Annotated in this window: 20 protein-coding genes; 14 read left to right on the top strand and 6 right to left on the bottom strand. The window is 68.5% G+C overall.

Translation table 11 applies throughout. From position 1 onward, the window contains the following. Positions 1–21: 21 nt before the first annotated feature. Entirely contained in the window at positions 22–633 is a 612-nt protein-coding gene (locus NQ036_RS00455) for a TetR/AcrR family transcriptional regulator (protein WP_257056831.1), read from the bottom strand. A gap of 104 nt (positions 634–737) precedes the next feature. Between NQ036_RS00455 and NQ036_RS00460 the strand changes: the two genes are divergently transcribed. Genes NQ036_RS00460 through NQ036_RS00490 form a run of 7 tightly spaced genes read left to right on the top strand, consistent with a single transcriptional unit; the run spans position 738 to position 6,337 of the window. Beyond that, positions 738–1,169: an Ohr family peroxiredoxin gene (locus NQ036_RS00460; protein WP_257056832.1), complete on the top strand. Its 432-nt coding sequence runs from the start codon at positions 738–740 to the stop codon at positions 1,167–1,169. Positions 1,170–1,202: 33 nt separating this feature from the next. Continuing rightward, positions 1,203–1,778, top strand: coding sequence for a DUF308 domain-containing protein (locus NQ036_RS00465; protein WP_257056833.1), 576 nt, complete (start codon positions 1,203–1,205; stop codon positions 1,776–1,778). Continuing rightward, complete coding sequence (locus NQ036_RS00470) at positions 1,775–3,196, top strand: NAD(P)/FAD-dependent oxidoreductase (RefSeq protein ID WP_257056834.1); 1,422 nt, start codon at positions 1,775–1,777, stop codon at positions 3,194–3,196. The genes NQ036_RS00465 and NQ036_RS00470 overlap by 4 nt, the downstream gene beginning before the upstream one ends. A 35-nt stretch (positions 3,197–3,231) precedes the next feature. After that, a complete protein-coding gene (locus NQ036_RS00475) occupies positions 3,232–4,050 on the top strand; it encodes an ABC transporter ATP-binding protein (protein ID WP_257056835.1) in 819 nt (272 codons plus the stop codon). Beyond that, a complete protein-coding gene (locus tag NQ036_RS00480) occupies positions 4,047–4,706 on the top strand; it encodes an ABC transporter permease subunit (RefSeq protein ID WP_257056836.1) in 660 nt (219 codons plus the stop codon). The genes NQ036_RS00475 and NQ036_RS00480 overlap by 4 nt, the downstream gene beginning before the upstream one ends. Beyond that, positions 4,703–5,419, top strand: coding sequence for an ABC transporter permease (locus NQ036_RS00485; RefSeq protein WP_257056837.1), 717 nt, complete (start codon positions 4,703–4,705; stop codon positions 5,417–5,419). The genes NQ036_RS00480 and NQ036_RS00485 overlap by 4 nt, the downstream gene beginning before the upstream one ends. A 6-nt stretch (positions 5,420–5,425) precedes the next feature. Next, positions 5,426–6,337, top strand: a complete 912-nt coding sequence (locus tag NQ036_RS00490) for an ABC transporter substrate-binding protein (RefSeq protein ID WP_257056838.1) — start codon at positions 5,426–5,428, stop codon at positions 6,335–6,337. Between the two features lie 4 nt (positions 6,338–6,341). Here NQ036_RS00490 and NQ036_RS00495 read toward each other — a convergent pair whose 3' ends face one another. From NQ036_RS00495 to NQ036_RS00505, 3 genes are read right to left on the bottom strand one after another with little or no spacing between them, the layout of a single operon-like run. After that, a complete protein-coding gene (locus NQ036_RS00495) occupies positions 6,342–7,328 on the bottom strand; it encodes an SURF1 family protein (protein WP_257046713.1) in 987 nt (328 codons plus the stop codon). 1 nt (position 7,329) lies between these two features. Then, complete coding sequence (locus NQ036_RS00500; protein ID WP_257056839.1) at positions 7,330–7,554, bottom strand: hypothetical protein; 225 nt, start codon at positions 7,552–7,554, stop codon at positions 7,330–7,332. Further along, positions 7,551–7,943, bottom strand: a complete 393-nt coding sequence (locus NQ036_RS00505; RefSeq protein WP_257046711.1) for a DUF3099 domain-containing protein — start codon at positions 7,941–7,943, stop codon at positions 7,551–7,553. The genes NQ036_RS00500 and NQ036_RS00505 overlap by 4 nt, the downstream gene beginning before the upstream one ends. A gap of 146 nt (positions 7,944–8,089) precedes the next feature. Between NQ036_RS00505 and fabG the strand changes: the two genes are divergently transcribed. Genes fabG through NQ036_RS00520 form a run of 3 tightly spaced genes read left to right on the top strand, consistent with a single transcriptional unit; the run spans position 8,090 to position 10,105 of the window. Continuing rightward, positions 8,090–8,800, top strand: coding sequence for a 3-oxoacyl-ACP reductase FabG (fabG, locus tag NQ036_RS00510; RefSeq protein ID WP_257056840.1), 711 nt, complete (start codon positions 8,090–8,092; stop codon positions 8,798–8,800). 40 nt (positions 8,801–8,840) lie between these two features. Beyond that, the gene (fabI, locus tag NQ036_RS00515; RefSeq protein WP_257046709.1) at positions 8,841–9,599 is read left to right on the top strand and encodes an enoyl-ACP reductase FabI; all 759 of its coding nucleotides are present in this window, start codon (positions 8,841–8,843) and stop codon (positions 9,597–9,599) included. A 26-nt stretch (positions 9,600–9,625) separates the two neighbouring features. Next, entirely contained in the window at positions 9,626–10,105 is a 480-nt protein-coding gene (locus NQ036_RS00520; protein ID WP_257046708.1) for a histidine phosphatase family protein, read from the top strand. Here the strand turns inward: NQ036_RS00520 and serB are convergent. Further along, a complete protein-coding gene (gene serB / locus NQ036_RS00525; RefSeq protein ID WP_257046707.1) occupies positions 10,102–10,878 on the bottom strand; it encodes a phosphoserine phosphatase SerB in 777 nt (258 codons plus the stop codon). The two genes, NQ036_RS00520 and serB, sit on opposite strands and share 4 nt — an antisense overlap. Before the next feature lie 10 nt (positions 10,879–10,888). Next, the gene (locus NQ036_RS00530; RefSeq protein ID WP_257046706.1) at positions 10,889–11,647 is read right to left on the bottom strand and encodes a hypothetical protein; all 759 of its coding nucleotides are present in this window, start codon (positions 11,645–11,647) and stop codon (positions 10,889–10,891) included. An 86-nt stretch (positions 11,648–11,733) separates the two neighbouring features. On the opposite strand from NQ036_RS00530, the gene NQ036_RS00535 reads away from it, so the two are divergent. The 4 genes from NQ036_RS00535 to NQ036_RS00550 are packed head-to-tail and all read left to right on the top strand — an operon-like array spanning position 11,734 to position 14,969. Continuing rightward, positions 11,734–12,519 (top strand): ABC transporter ATP-binding protein, encoded by a 786-nt coding sequence (locus NQ036_RS00535; protein WP_257046705.1) that lies wholly within the window; start codon positions 11,734–11,736, stop codon positions 12,517–12,519. Between the two features lie 3 nt (positions 12,520–12,522). Further along, a complete protein-coding gene (locus NQ036_RS00540) occupies positions 12,523–13,332 on the top strand; it encodes a sulfite exporter TauE/SafE family protein (RefSeq protein WP_257046704.1) in 810 nt (269 codons plus the stop codon). Next, positions 13,329–14,207: an RNA methyltransferase gene (locus NQ036_RS00545; protein ID WP_257046703.1), complete on the top strand. Its 879-nt coding sequence runs from the start codon at positions 13,329–13,331 to the stop codon at positions 14,205–14,207. Before NQ036_RS00540 ends, NQ036_RS00545 begins: the two co-directional genes overlap by 4 nt. Before the next feature lie 3 nt (positions 14,208–14,210). Then, a complete protein-coding gene (locus NQ036_RS00550) occupies positions 14,211–14,969 on the top strand; it encodes a phosphatase (RefSeq protein WP_257046702.1) in 759 nt (252 codons plus the stop codon). Positions 14,970–15,044 lie beyond the last annotated feature (75 nt).

Below are 15,044 nucleotides of genomic sequence, written 5' to 3' on the forward strand. Positions count from 1 at the left end.
CCGGGCCGAGGCCTTGGCCGGTCAATCGCGCTCCTCACGGCCGAGCTCTGCGGTGAGGAGCGCATCGAAGGCGGAATCGAGCGAGGCCGCGATGGATTCCTCCCCGCCGAGGTAACCGCTGACCATGGCCCCGTCCCGCAGCATCATGAGCTGCCGAGCCGTCTGCTGCGGGTCGTCGACACCCGCCTCGGCCGTCATGGAGGCGAATTCGCCGAGCATCCACTGGCGGTGGGTGTCGACCACCTCGCGGACGGGGTCGCCCGGGTCAGAGAATTCCGCTGCCGCGTTGATGAATGCGCAACCGCGGAACCCCGGGCTGCAACTGGCCTCGCCGATGCCTGCGGCGATCGCGCGCAGGGAGCAGACTGGGTCACCGACCGTCCGCATGCTTGAGAACCAGTCGCGCTCCTGGGTCGCCTGTTCGGTGAGGTAGGCGACCACGAGGTCGCTCTTGGTGTGGAAGTGACGGTAGAACGTGACCTTCGTGATGCCGACTTCCTCGATGATCCGATCAGCGCTCGTGGCACGGATCCCGTGTGTGTAGAAGAGCCGCGTCGCAGCCTCGAGGATGCGCTCACGGGTGGCGCCCGCCGAGCGTTTCCTGGGGGTCGTCCCCGTCGATTCCGACTTCATCTGTGCCTCGGTTCTCGTCGTACTTGCGTCGGTGTACGAACTAGTCTACATTAGCGAGGTAGACGAACTAGTAACTCTACTGTTCGTGACCGCAAGGAGAGAACATGTCCGCACCGCTCTACACCGCAACCGCCACCTCAACGGGCGAGGGCCGCGCCGGAGGCCGTGCCGTCACCGATGACGGCCTCCTCGACCTCGACCTGGCGATCCCGACCTCGATGGGCGGCCCGGGTGGCGCGACCAACCCCGAGCAGCTCTTCGCCGCCGGCTGGTCGTCGTGCTTCCACTCGGGACTGAAGATGGTCGCCGCACAGAACAAGACGCCGCTGACGGACTCCACCGTCACCGCCCGGGTGTCCCTGACCAAGACCGCCGCGGGCGGCCTGGCCCTGAGCGCGGAACTGCACGTGCGCATCGGCGGCGGACTGGACCAGGCCGCGGCCGAAGACCTCGTCGCCGCCGCACACTCGGTCTGCCCCTATTCGCTGGCTACCAGCGGCAACGTCCCCGTCACCCTCACGACCACAGTCGCCTGAGCACGCTTCCCGATTCGAGAACAGGAACACGCCATGACCACCACAGAGAACACCTCAGCCCTCGCCTATGCGCACAAACTGCGCACCCTCTACTTCGTCCGCTTCGCCTTCGCCATCGTCTGGGTCGGCATCATGTTCGCCACGGCGGCCAAGGCCACCGATCCGAACGCCCTCCTCACGGTGCTGCTGATCGTCTACCCGGCGTTCGACGCAGGCGCCGTGCTGTGGCAGCTGCGCGCCGATCCCGACAAACAGCGTCCCAAGGTCACGGAGTGGATCAGCGTCGCCGTCAGCATCGCGGTGGCCATCGCACTCGGGATCTCATCCTCGGCATCGATTGCCACAGCGCTCGCAGTCTGGGGAGCATGGGCGATCGTGGCAGGCGTCCCGCAGCTGATTACCGCCATCCGCAACCGTCGCTCCGGCGGTCAGGTGGCCCAGATGCTCTCCGGCGGCATCTCCGTGTTGGCCGGTGCCTCCTTCCTCTTCCAGGGCATCCAGGGCAACGGGGCGATGGCCGGAGCCGCAGGATATGCGGCCCTCGGCGCGATCTTCTTCCTAGTCTCCGCCATCCGCCTGAGCGTGAAGCTGCGAAAACGCTCCGCATGAGTGCCCCGGAAATCGCAGCGGCCGACTACGATCTGCTCGTGATCGGCGGTGGTCCGGCCGGTGAGAACGTCGCGGACTACGCCGTCCGGAACGGGCTTCGCGTCGGTATCGTCGAGTTCGCACTTGTCGGCGGCGAGTGCTCGTACTGGGCCTGCATGCCCTCGAAGGCCCTGCTGCGCAGCGGGCACGCTCTCCGCGCGGCGCGCCGCCTCCCCGGTGCCCGCGAGGCAGTGACCGGCGAGCAGCTCTCCGCGACCGCCGTCCTCGCGCGTCGCACGTCCTTCACCAGCGGGTGGAAGGACGACGGGCAGGTGGCCTGGGTCGAGTCCGCGGGCATCGACCTGATCCGCGGACACGGACGCCTCGACGGACCGGGCCGGGTGAAGGTCGGGGACCGGGTGTACTCGGCCGGCGCCGTCGCCCTAGCGACCGGGTCCGTGCCGATCCTCCCCGCGATCCCGGGCCTTGCGGAGGCCAGGCCATGGGGCACCCGCGAGGTGACCGCAGCGGACCACGTTCCGCCGCGACTGATCGTCCTCGGCGGAGGCGTGGCCGGAACCGAGATGGCGTTCGCATTCTCCTCCCTCGGGTCGCAGGTGACCTTCCTGTCCAGGGGACCGCTTCTGGAGCGTGAGGAGTCCTTCGTCGGAGAGTACCTCGCAAAGGCGCTGACGGCCGACGGCGTCGACGTCCGCCTCGGCGACGCTCTTGCCCGCATCGATCGCGGTGCGCACGGAGAAGTGGAAGTCACCCTGGACGATGGCACCAGCTTGGTGGGCGACGAGATCCTCGTCGCCACGGGCCGCCGGCCCGCCACCGCGGACCTCGGGCTCGAATCGGTCGGTCTCGGCACGGACCTGACCGTGGACGACACCTTGCTCGTCGACGGCACGGACTGGCTCTATGCCGTCGGCGACGCCAATGGCAGATCGCTGCTCACGCATCAGGGCAAGTACCAGGCGCGCGCAGCGGGAGAGGCCATCGCCGCCAGACTGAACGCAGCACCCGCGTCATTGGAACCCTGGAGCCGCTACGTCGCCACGGCCGACCATGCGGCGGTTCCCCGCGTCGTGTTCACCGATCCGGAAGTCGCGGCGGTGGGACCGACCGAGTCAACGGCCCGCGCATCGGGTGCACGGGTCCGCAGCGTCGAGTACGAGATCGGCCATGTGGCCGGTGCCTCCCTGCACGCTGACGGATACACCGGGCGGGCCAAACTCGTCATCGACGAGGACCGGGGAGTCATCCTCGGCGCCACCTTCGTGGGCCAGGACGTCGCCGAACTGCTGCACTCCGCAACGGTCGCGATCGTCGGAGAGGTTCCGTTGGAACGCCTCTGGCACGCTGTGCCCGCCTACCCGACGATCAGCGAGGTCTGGTTGCGGCTGCTCGAGGAGTACCGCCGAACGGGCCGGTGATCAGTCGCATAACCAGATCCACACGAAGGAGAGCCATGATCGAGTTCAGGTCGGTGCGCAAGCACTATCCGGACGCGATGGTCGCAGTCGGCGGGACCACCCTGACGGTGGCAACGCGGTCGATCGTCGTGCTGGTGGGCCCATCGGGCTCGGGCAAGACCACGCTGCTGCGCATGGTGAACCGCACGGTAGAGCCCACCGCAGGCCAGGTGCTGATCGATGGCCAGGACGTCCGCGAGCGCAATGCCGTCCGGCTGCGACGCTCGATCGGGTACGTCATGCAGTCCGCCGGCCTGCTGCCGCATCTACGGGTGATCGACAACATCGCCACCGTCCCCGTCCTCTCCGGGATGCCGAAGACGAGGGCACGGGAGCGGGCGCTGGAGATGATGGAGACCGTCGGCCTCGACCGTCGGCTCGCCCGCCGATACCCGGCTCAACTCTCCGGCGGCCAGCAGCAACGGGTCGGCGTCGCCCGGGCGTTGGCCGGCGACCCGGAGATCCTGCTCATGGACGAGCCCTTCGGCGCGGTCGATCCGGTGGTGCGCGGCGAGCTGCAACGCGAGCTGCTGCGCCTGCAGCGGGAGTTCGGGAAGACCATCCTGTTCGTCACCCACGACATCGACGAGGCCTTCCGCCTCGGCGACCAGATCGTGATCCTCGCCCCAGAGGGGCGAGTCGTCCAACAGGGCACGGGCGAGGAGATCCTGCAGCATCCGGCCGACGGTTTCGTCCGCGAGTTCGTGGGGATCACCGGTGGGCACCGGGAGCTGAGCCTGCGCACCACGGCGGAGGGGACCATGGTGGTCGACGGCTCCGGTCACCGGCTCGGCATCCTGCGGGACGACGCGTGAACTGGATCCTGTCCAACCTGGACCTCGTGGCGTCCCTGGCCGTGGATCATCTGCGCCAGTCGCTGCCGGCGATCCTGTTCGGGCTGGCGCCCGCCATCCCCCTGGGCTGGATCGCTTACCGCTTCCGCACCGTACACGGGCTCGTGCTCACCATCACCGGCCTGCTCTACACGCTGCCCTCGCTCGCGCTGTTGCCCCTGCTGCCCGTCGTCTTCGGCATCAGCGCGCTCAGTGCGACGAACCTGGTGCTGGCGCTGACCATCTACGCGCTCGCCCTCCTCGTGCGTTCGGCGGCCGACGGGTTCGACGCCGTGCACGCCGAGGTCAGGCTTTCCGCCACCGCCGTGGGTTTCGGCCCCGTGCGCCGGTTCTTCCGCGTCGAGCTGCCCCTGGCGGGACCGGTCATCCTGGCCGGACTGCGCGTGGCAGCCGCGAGCACGATCTCGCTGGCGACGGTCGGGACTCTGATCGGGGTCACCAATCTCGGCTACCTCTTCACGAACGGGTTCCAACGACGCCTCATCGGGGAGATCTTCGCAGGCGTCGTGGCGGTCGCACTCGTGGCACTGCTCGTCGATGTGCTCCTGGTGCTTCTGGCGCGTGCGCTGATGCCCTGGGCAGCTGCGCCGAATCCACGCAGAGGCGGCCGGCGATGAACGTCATGACAGCGGCTCTCGCATGGATCCTCTCACCCGACCGACTCACCGGCACACACCCCCTGCCGGAGTCGATCGCCGTGCACCTGGCGTACACGGCGATCGCCACGCTGCTCGCGGCCATCATCGCGATCCCAGCCGGATGGGCGATCGGACGCACCGGACGCGGCCGAGAACTCGCGGTCGGCCTGGCGGGGGCCGTGCGGGCACTGCCGTCGTTCGGACTGATCCTGCTGCTCGTGCTGCTCCTCAGCGTACTGCACTCACAGGCGGCTGCGCTCATCGCCTTCGTGATCCTTGCGTTCCCGCCGATCCTGGCCGGCGCTTATGCGGGCTTCGAGGCCATCGACCGCTGCACCACAGATGCGGCGCGGGCGATCGGAATGAGCGGTCTGCAGGTGCTGTGGCGCGTCGAGGTGCCGCTCGGCTTGCCCCTGCTGATCGGCGGGCTGCGCTCGGTGACGCTGCAGGTGCTGGCCTCGGTGACGCTGGCGGCCTATGTGAACCTCGGCGGGCTCGGCTACGACATCCTGCAGGGGATCCAACTGCATCGATTCGACCAGGTGCTCGGCGCAGCGATCGTCGTGGCGGTCCTGGCTCTGGCGGTCGACGCGATATTCGCCCTTTCACAACGAACCGCCCGGCCGGCGGGCGGCACCGTGAATCCCGGAACGAACCGGCCGTCGTTCCACTACACAGATGACAAAGGATGAAAACCCATGAAGATTCGTGCAATTCTCGCTGCCGCAGGCACTGCTGTCCTGGCGCTGACCCTGGCCGCCTGCACACCGACCGATCCGCTGGACTCCGGGGGAGGACCCGCAGGGCAGCGGACCGCTGGGAGCCGGACGATCGTCGTCGGCTCCCAGGCCTATGCGTCGAATGAGATCATCGCCGAGATCTACGCCCAGGCGCTCGAGGGCGCCGGTTATACGGTGAGCCGCCGCTTCGACATCGGTCAACGCGACGCCTACTGGCCTTCACTGCAGAAGGGCGAAATCGATGTCTTCCCCGAGTACACGGGCAACCTGCTCCAGTACTTGGACACCGACGCCGCAGCGCGCTCCGCCGAGGACGTAATCGCGTCCTTGCGGCGGGCCCTGCCCGCCTCGCTTGCCGCCCTGGATTACGCCGAGGCGGCCGACCAGGACTCCTACACGGTGACCGCCGACTACGCGGCCACGCATCACTTGGAGACGATAGGCGACCTGAGGAAGGTCCCCGACCGTGTCACCTTGGGCGGGCCGGCGGAACTGGAGAAGCGCCCGTATGGTCCCACAGGCGCCAGGGGCACCTACGGTCTCGATCTCGGATTCGAGGCCACGGGCGAGACCACTGTCGAGGCTTTACAAGCGGGCACGATCCAGGTCGGCAACGTGTTCACGGCCGATCCGCGCATCAAAACGGAGGGGCTCGTGACATTGGCGGACCCCAAGAGCATGTTCCTCTCCTCGAACGTCGTCCCGATCGTCAAAGCGGAGCTCTCCGATGAGATGGCGCAGGTGCTGGACCCGGTCGACTCCGCCCTGAGCACGGACGAACTGATCGGGATGAACGTCGCGAACACCGATGGGGCCCAGCAGCCCGCGGAGATTGCGAAGGACTGGCTGAGCGAAAAGAACGCGAGGTGAGGTTTCAGGGACGGCTGTCGTACCAGGCGTCCTCGGCCTCTTCATCGGCGCTGCGCTTGCGCCGGTGCAGACGGGTCTCCGAAGAACCGCCGAGCACGGCCTCGCCGTAGCGGCCACCTGACTGGGTGATCCGGGCTCCGGAGACCAACGCGTCCTTGTCGATCACCTGCAGTCCACCGGCCGCACCTGTCTGCGCGTCCGGGGCGTCGGCACCGTAATGGCGGGAGAGTCTGACCGCCTCCTCGCGGTTCTTTCGCTCCCGCACCGCCATATAGATCAGGGCGATGACGATCATCACGCCGAATGCGATCCACTGCAGCTGATAGGACAGGTGTGAGCCGGGGTCGGTATCCGGTTTGGCCAGGGGTGACAGCGCCGAATCGGCAGCCGGATCCTCCCGGTCGAGCTGCGCATAGGCGTGCCAGTAGGGGTCGGACAGGCCCGGGAGCCTCCGGGGGTCGATCGCCTTGAGCGTGCCGGGGGGATTGTCGTCCTTCGTCCCGTCCTGCGTGGGGCGCAACCAGCCGGTCACGGTGATGCGTCCCGGGGCCGGCTGGGGCAGCTCGGAGGCCTGGGGCAGGCCGCCGGTGTTCTTCGTGGGCAGGAAGCCGCGGACCACCAGCAGGGTGTGCCCGGTCTGCGCGCCATCGAGGCGCAGCGGGGTGACGACGTAGAAGCCGGGGGAGCCGTCCTGGCTGCGGTTGCGCGCCACGACGGTGTGTGCGGTGTCGTAGGTTCCAGTGACCCGGATATGCGACCATTCAGCCGTCGGGTCCAGCGGGGAGTCGGAGCCGGGCAGGACCGCGGACAGCTCGCCGGGGGCGGCACCGTAGTGGGCCTCGATATTGGCGATCTGCGCGTCTCTGGACTGCCTGCGGTGGTTCTGCCAGTTCGACAACAGCAGGCAGACGACGACGAGCACCAGCGCGAATGCGGCGTATCGAATCCACCTGGCGCTGAAGACGAACCGGTAATCGTGCTTGACCGACAACTCAGCCGGCTCCTTCCGGGATTTCCGTGACCGCGACCGTATCGCGCAGGAATCCGCGCAGGTCGAGGAACTGGGACAGGTGATTCAGGTGGGCCGGGCACGCCAGCCAGACCTTGCGGCGTTCGGGGGTGTGCAGCCCGGGATTGTTCCACAGCAGTGCCCACTCGGCTGGTTCCCCACAGCCCTTGGCCGAACAGCGCAGCGGTGCGTCGTCGGCGGCGCTCATCGGCGGTCCTCCGGGGTTCCGGGCGGGAGGGGATTGACGATTTCACCGTAGACCACATCGTCCTCCGGCCGGCCGTCGTCCCTGCTGTGCGGGGCCGAATCGACTGGCTGCTGGGGCAGCTCGGGGGCATCACCGGAAGTGGTGAAGGCATCGGAGCGCAGGCGTTTGGCCTCGGCCCGGTTGTTCGCGATCAGCACCGCGATCCAGGGCAGGATGATCGCCAGAATCGCCGCAACCCAGCGCAACCAGCCATGGAACAGGAAGACCGCCAGGATGAAGCAGACGATGCGGGCCCCCATCGCGATGAGGTATCGCGTCTCACGCGTGCTGATGTCCTTCTCATGGGACTCCGCCGCGTCTGTGATGTTGATCGGGCTGCGCTTATTCACGTCGTCTTCGGCTCGGGTACGGTTCGCCTGCCAGCATACTCTTCCACTATGGGGTCGGGATACCGATTCGGGGCCAACCTGGGTTAGGTTTGTGTGCGAAGCCGTGTCACGGCTCTCGATCGTTTTTCTAGGGAAGGAACCATCACGTGAGTGAACCGCGCGTCGTGCTCGTCACCGGAGGCAACCGGGGCATCGGCCGGAAGATCGCAGAGGAGTTCCTGGCCGCCGGGGACAAAGTTGCCGTCACCTCGCGCAATGGGGAGGCGCCGGCCGGCGCACTGGCCGTCGCCGCCGATGTCACGGACTCGGCCTCCCTGGACGCGGCGTTCACCCGCATCGAAGAGGAACTGGGCAATGTGCAGATCGTGGTGGCCAACGCCGGCATCACCGCCGACAATCTGCTCATGCGCATGAGCGAAGAGGACTTCGAACGGGTCGTCGACACGAACCTGACCGGAGTCTTCCGGACCGTGCGCCGCGGCATCACCAATATGATCCGGGGCCGGTGGGGCCGGATCGTGCTGATCTCCTCGGTCTCCGGCCTCTACGGTGTGCCCGGACAGGCGAACTACTCCTCGGCCAAGGCCGGCCTGGTCGGCATGGCCCGGTCGATCACCCGTGAACTGGGCGCACGCGGCATCACCGCCAATGTTGTGGCCCCCGGGTTCATCCGCACGGAGATGACCGATGAGCTGCCGGAGAAGAAGCAGAAGGAATACCTGGCCAATGTGCCCGCCGGCCGTTTCGCCGAACCCGAAGAGGTCGCCAAGGTCGTCCGCTGGATCTCCTCGGACGAGGCCGCCTACATCTCCGGCGCCGTGATCCCGGTCGACGGCGGCCTGGGCATGGGCCACTGAACCCCGATCAACCACGTACAGAATCAAAGGAGAAACTGCTATGGGAATCCTGGATGGCAAGCGCATCCTCGTCACCGGTGTGCTGACCGAATCGTCCATCGCCTTCGCCGCCGCCCGGCTGGCGCAGGAACAGGGCGCAGAAGTGATCCTGTCGTCCTTCGGCCGACAGATGAAGATCACCACGATCATCGCCGAGCGCCTGCCGCACCCTGCCACCGTCATCGAGCTCGACGCGACGAATGAAGACGATCTGGCGGCACTGCCCGAACGCCTCGGCGGGAACATCGACGGCATCGTCCACGCGATCGCCTTCGCCCCCAAGGACGCCCTGGGCGGGGTGTTCCTCGACACCCCGTTCGAGTCGGTGTCGAACGCTGTGCACGTGTCCTCGTACTCGCTCAAGGCGATCGCCGTGGCGGCCAAACCGGTGCTCAATCCCGGTGCCGCGATCGTCGGCCTGACCTTCGACGCGACCGTCGCCTGGCCGGCCTACGACTGGATGGGCGTGGCCAAGGCCGCGCTCGAATCCACCTCGCGCTATCTGGCGAAGTACCTGGGCGCCGACGGCATCCGCGTCAACCTGGTCTCCGCCGGCCCGTTGAAGACGACCGCGGCGAAGTCGATCCCCGGCTTCGAGGCCTTCGAGGACGTGTGGGGAACCCGCGCGCCCCTGGGCTGGGATCAGACGAACACCGAACCTGCGGGCAAGGCGATCGTCGCGCTGCTCTCCGACTGGTTCCCCGCGACCACCGGGGAGATGGTCCACGTCGACGGCGGCCTGCACGCCACCGGCGCCTGAGCCCACCGGCGCGGTAGAGTCGCTGCATGCCGACTCTCATCCTGGCCCGTCACGCCCACGCAGCCCACAGCCCTGGCACAACCGATTTCGATCGGCCGCTGACCGGGGCGGGGCTGGCCGAGGCGCGGCGGGCCGCCGCTTTCCTGGCCGCTGAAGCCGCCGCACCGGTCGACTACGCGGTGGCCTCGGCGGCGCTGCGGACCCTGCAGACCGGCGGGGCCGTGGTCGAGCAGGCCGGTGTCCCCGGCCTGGAGCTGGTAGCCGATACCGGCCTGTACGAAGCAGCCGTCCCGGCCTGGCTCGAGGTCATCTCCACGATTCCGGCTGAGAGCCGGTGCGCCTATCTGGTGGGCCATCAGCCCACCGTGGCGGCCACCGTGCTCACCCTGGCGCCGGCCACGGCGCTCACGGCGTTTCGGCCCAGCACCTTGGCAGTCTTCGAACTGCCCGGTTGGGACCTGGCACCGGGGGACTACCCGGTGCCGCACATCGTGGACTTCTGCTAGCAGGCCAGCCCGGTCACGGCCGACCACACGGCGCGCATATCGCGGACGTCCAGGGCCACATCGGCCACCTCGCGCAGGGCGGGTTTGGCGCAGAAGGCCACGCCCAGGGCGGCCTGACCGATCATCAGCGCATCGTTCGAGCCGTCGCCGATCGCCACGGTCCGCGCGGCGTCCAAGCCGTATGCCTCCACGAGCCGGGCCAGGGTTGCGACCTTGACGTGCTTGTCGACGATCTGCCCGGTCACCCGGCCCGTCAGCTTTCCGGCCTCGACCTGAAGATGGTTGGCCAGCACATCGGTGATGCCCAGGGGCTCGGCCAGGGCGCGCACGATCGGGGTGAAACCCCCGGAGACCAGGGCGACCCGGCCACCGGCGGCCTGCACCCGCGCCACGAACTCCGGTACCCCGGGGGTGTAGGTGACCCGCTCGGCGGTCGCGGCGAGCACGGATTCGTCCAGACCCGCCAGCGTCTGCACCCGCGCGTGCAGGGACTCGGCGAAGTCGAGCTCTCCGCGCATCGCGGCCTCCGTGACCCTGGCGACCTGCTCGCCCACCCCGGCCTGATCGGCCAGCAGGTCGATCACCTCTTCATTGATGAACGTCGAATCGACGTCCATGATGACCAGCTGCGGGGGCTGCTGGGCCAGGGCCGGCGGGATCGTCCAGACGGCGGCGTCGCCGGATGCGGCGGGTGCTGCGCTGAGTTCGGACTCCACGGTGAAAGAGGTGCCGGTGGGGGAGGTGGTGGGGATGATGCGGGAGACTCGGTACATGCCGGTCAGTCTACCGGCCGGTCGCCTGCGGCACCGTGGTCAGCACATCGGCCGCCGCGCGGTGCAGCTGGGACAGCAGTGCGCCCACCTGAGCCGGGGCGATGCTCAGCGGCGCCAGGATTGGCGACATCGATTCGTGGATGTCCAGGGCCGCGTGCACCGCGCCGACATAGCGCGGAGCCGGCAGCAGGGCCGCGATCCCATCGCGAATGGACGAACTCATATCGGCCTGCCAGTCCCGCCAAGCTGCATTGGCGATGGCCTCGGGAATGTCGGGGGTGGACTCGACGATGCGCAGCCCTGCCATCACGGTCTCGCGTAGCCGGCGGCACGCCTCTGCCGCGGTCACCACGCCCAGCCCCGCGAAGGGAACACGGGCGCAGTCGAGGACGCGCACCTCGGCGTCGGCGCCGAGTACCAGCACCGCCCTGGCCGGGCCGTAACCGCCGAAGTCCCCGGGCCCATGTGCCACGGCGACGGCGCGCGCCGCGGCGATCACGCGGGCGTGCGCAGGGTCGACCGCCGGCACGGTATACGGCAGGCTCGGGTGCACGGGAACGAAGCGCAGGGCGGCGATACCGGATCTGCGCGCCTGCCCGACCCACAGGAGCAGCCCGGCGGGTCCTCCGCCGAGCGCGTCCTCGACGACGAAGGGCACGGGGGCCTCATCGGCCAGGAACGTCTCGACGACGGAATCGGGAGAGGTTCGACCGTCCAACAGGGCATTGACCGACAGGGTCGTCAGCAGGGTTGCGAGCACGGTTTCCACAGCCGTTCAGACTACCCCGCGGCACCAGCCGATGGCACCCGCGGGGCCCGCCGGGCGTCGGGTCGGCGTGCGATATCGTAGGCACCATGACGGAAGTGCTGAAGTTTGACGATGTCCGCGTGCGCCGCGGTGACAATATGCTGCTCGACGGGATCGACCTGGCTGTCTCCGAAGGCCAGAACTGGGTGATCCTGGGACCAAATGGCGCGGGCAAGACGACCCTGCTGGAACTGGCCGCCGGCCGGATGCACCCGACCTCGGGCACCGTGCACATCCTCGAAGAGCAGATGGGCCGCGTCGACGTGTTCGAACTGCGTCCGCGCATCGGCTACGCCTCGGCCGCCCTGGCCGGGCGCATCCCCGGTTCGGAGACGGTCATCAACGCCGTGGTCACGGCCTCCTACGGCGTGTTGGGCCGGTGGGTCGAGGAATACGACGAGATGGACCTGGACCGGGCCCGCGATCTGCTGGGCGCGTTCAATATGGCCGAATTCGCCGAGCGCGCCTTCGGCACCCTGTCCGAGGGCGAGAAGAAGCGCGTCCAGATCGCCCGCGCGCTGATGACCGACCCTGAACTGCTGCTGCTCGACGAATGCGCCTCCGGACTGGACCTGGGCGGACGCGAGGAACTGCTGATGGCACTCTCGGAGATCCTGGTCGACAAGTACGCGCCCACCACCCTGATGGTCACCCACCACGTCGAGGAGATCCCCGTGGGCGTCACTCACGCCCTGCTGCTCAAGGACGGACGGGCAGTGGCCGCCGGTCCGATCGACCAGGTGCTCACGGAGGACAACCTGCACGAGACCTTCGGCTTGAATGTGGTGCTCAGCCGCGAGGCCGGCCGCTACTCGGCCCGCGCCCGCCTGTAGTCCATGGAATTCGACGCGCTCCAGATCGTCCTCATCCTGCTGGCCGGGGTGGGGGCCGGCGCTATCAACGCGGCCGTCGGCTCCGGCACCCTCATCACCTTCCCAGCCCTGGTGGCCTTCGGCGTCCCACCGCAGGTCGCGACGATGAGCAACGCGCTGGGGCTGATCCCGGGCAATATCGCCTCCTCGATCGGCTACCGGGAGGAGATCCGCGGCCAGGGCCGCAGACTGCTGAGCTGGCTGCCGGCCTCCGTGCTGGGCGCACTGCTGGGCGCGTTCCTGCTGCTGCACCTCCCGGAGACCGCCTTCGAGGCGATTGTTCCCGTGCTGATCGTGCTCGCACTCATCATGGTCGTCGTCCAGCCCGCCCTGCAGCGTCACCTCAAGAAGCGCAAGGCGGCAGCCGGGCAGCTCGCAGGCGACATGGGCGAGGTCGGTCCCTCCACGGGCCGCGCCGTCATCGTCTGGTTGGCGATCGCCGCCACCGCGGTCTACGGTGGCTACTTCGCGGCCGCCCAGGGGATCATCCTGATCGGCCTGCTGGGCCTGCTGACCGATGAGCCACTGCAACGGCTCAACGGGATCAAGAACGTCCTGGTCCTGGCGGTGAACACCGTGGCCGCGGCCTGTTACGTGGTCGTCGGCTTCGAGCGGATCAACTGGATGGCGGTGCTGCTCGTAGCGATCGGCTCACTCTTCGGCGGGTACTTCGGTGCCCGGATCGCACGCAAGATCAACCCGACGCTGCTGCGCGGCATCATCGTCGTCCTCGGCCTCGTCGCACTGGTCCGGATCCTGGGGATGGGCCGATGAACACGCGCAAGAAGCCCGAACCGAGCAGGGAACAGGTGCTCGAGGTGGCGGCGGGCGCCGGAATCGACCCCGCCCGGCTGCACTTCTTCACCACCCCGGACGCACCGGAACTGCACGACTACACGGACTTGACCGATGTGGCCCTGCGGCGGGTGCGGGAACCGGCCGAGGGCCTGTTCATCGCGGAATCGGACAAGATCATCCACCGGGCCATCGCCGCCGGCATGACGCCGCGCTCCTTCCTCATGTCCGCCCGCTGGTTCGCCGACCTCGCCGATGTGGTGGCGGCGAGCACCGCCCCCGTCTTCATCGGCTCCGAGGCCGCGGTCAGTTCGCTGACCGGGTTCCACCTGCACCGCGGGGCACTCGCGGCGATGGTCAGGCCCGCCGACCGCCCCCTGGCCGAGGTGCTCGACGGCGCCAGGCGCGTCGTCATCGTCGAGGACGTGGTCGACCATACGAACGTGGGCGCGATCTTCCGGTCCGCCGCGGCCCTCGGCGTCGACGCGGTGCTGGTGACCCCGCGGTGCGCCGATCCGCTGTACCGCCGGTCCATCCGCGTGTCCATGGGAACCGTCTTCCAGGTGCCCTGGACCCGGATCGAACCATGGCCCGACGCCCTGGGAACGCTGCACGACATGGGATTCCACACCGCGGCCCTGGCGCTGACGGAGGATTCCCTGACCCTGCGAGAATTCGCCGCGGCCGGTCACGAGCGCATCGCCCTGGTGATGGGCACCGAGGGTGACGGGCTGCGCCACAGAACGATCGCCGGCTGCGACTCCACCGTGCTCATCCCGATGTCCGGTGGCGTCGACTCGCTCAATGTCGCGGCGGCAACCGCCGTCGCCTGTTTCGCACTTCAGGAGGACTGATCCGTGTCGCCGACCGAACTCGCCGACTACCTCGAGACCGCCCGCATCACCGGTGAGGTCGCAACGCCCAGGGAGAACAACCTCTCCCACATCCGCAGGTTCCTCGCGCAGGAGGAGAACTTCGACTTCGGCGTCGAACTGACCCGCGACTGGGACTTCGATTCGGTATTCGCGCTGATGGTCGCCGAATGCGGCCTGCGCCCCGACCCCGCCTTCACCGAGGGCGTGGACACGATCTCCACGGCCAACTGCATCGCCGGGCTGGACCGGCTGCGCCAGATCGTCGCCGAGGTCGCATCCGACGGGGGCCGGATCCTCTTCGCAACCGGGCACCCGGGCGGTTTGTTCCCAGTGCACGCCGGCCTGGCCGCCTGGGCGCAGAGCCTGGGCGCCGACATCGTGCTGCCGGGCTCCGGCACCCCCGTGCCGGGCCGCGGCGGGTGGCTCATCCACATGAACCGGGTGTGGCTGTGGCATCACCTGGCCGGTCAGCCTCACACCCACTATCCCGAACCGATGGCAGCCCTGCTCGACGCCCTGCCCGCCCTGGGCCAGGAATTGCCGGACCTGGTCGTGGCCGATCACGGGTGGGCCGGCACCGCCGGTAGCAGGGGATTGCGGACCGTCGGATTCGCCGACTGCAACGACCCCGCCCTGTTCGTCGCCGCGGCCCAGGGACAGTTGGAGCTGACGATCGGCCTGGACGACGGGGTCTACCCCGAGCTCTATGCGCCGATGACGGAGTACCTGACCCGCCCTTGACCGGCCCCCGGAGCCGGCCGGATTCCTAAGCCGGTTCTCATCTGGGCGTTCGACACCGGGGGCGGACTCGGGGCA

The organism is Brevibacterium sp. 91QC2O2 (assembly GCF_024580695.1).
GTDB classification, from domain to species: domain Bacteria; phylum Actinomycetota; class Actinomycetes; order Actinomycetales; family Brevibacteriaceae; genus Brevibacterium; species Brevibacterium moorei.

What these genes read in the sequence shown, in the direction of transcription:
- NQ036_RS00490 (WP_257056838.1), top strand. Translation starts at nt 5,426, where the DNA reads ATGAAGATTCGTGCAATTCTCGCTGCCGCAGGCACTGCTGTCCTGGCG.
- NQ036_RS00465 (WP_257056833.1), top strand. Translation starts at nt 1,203, where the DNA reads ATGACCACCACAGAGAACACCTCAGCCCTCGCCTATGCGCACAAACTG.
- NQ036_RS00470 (WP_257056834.1), top strand. Translation starts at nt 1,775, where the DNA reads ATGAGTGCCCCGGAAATCGCAGCGGCCGACTACGATCTGCTCGTGATC.
- NQ036_RS00545 (WP_257046703.1), top strand. Translation starts at nt 13,329, where the DNA reads ATGAACACGCGCAAGAAGCCCGAACCGAGCAGGGAACAGGTGCTCGAG.
- NQ036_RS00460 (WP_257056832.1), top strand. Translation starts at nt 738, where the DNA reads ATGTCCGCACCGCTCTACACCGCAACCGCCACCTCAACGGGCGAGGGC.
- NQ036_RS00475 (WP_257056835.1), top strand. Translation starts at nt 3,232, where the DNA reads ATGATCGAGTTCAGGTCGGTGCGCAAGCACTATCCGGACGCGATGGTC.
- NQ036_RS00520 (WP_257046708.1), top strand. Translation starts at nt 9,626, where the DNA reads ATGCCGACTCTCATCCTGGCCCGTCACGCCCACGCAGCCCACAGCCCT.
- NQ036_RS00535 (WP_257046705.1), top strand. Translation starts at nt 11,734, where the DNA reads ATGACGGAAGTGCTGAAGTTTGACGATGTCCGCGTGCGCCGCGGTGAC.
- fabI (WP_257046709.1), top strand. Translation starts at nt 8,841, where the DNA reads ATGGGAATCCTGGATGGCAAGCGCATCCTCGTCACCGGTGTGCTGACC.
- NQ036_RS00485 (WP_257056837.1), top strand. Translation starts at nt 4,703, where the DNA reads ATGAACGTCATGACAGCGGCTCTCGCATGGATCCTCTCACCCGACCGA.
- NQ036_RS00455 (WP_257056831.1), bottom strand. Translation starts at nt 633, where the DNA reads ATGAAGTCGGAATCGACGGGGACGACCCCCAGGAAACGCTCGGCGGGC.
- serB (WP_257046707.1), bottom strand. Translation starts at nt 10,878, where the DNA reads ATGTACCGAGTCTCCCGCATCATCCCCACCACCTCCCCCACCGGCACC.
- NQ036_RS00540 (WP_257046704.1), top strand. Translation starts at nt 12,523, where the DNA reads ATGGAATTCGACGCGCTCCAGATCGTCCTCATCCTGCTGGCCGGGGTG.
- NQ036_RS00500 (WP_257056839.1), bottom strand. Translation starts at nt 7,554, where the DNA reads ATGAGCGCCGCCGACGACGCACCGCTGCGCTGTTCGGCCAAGGGCTGT.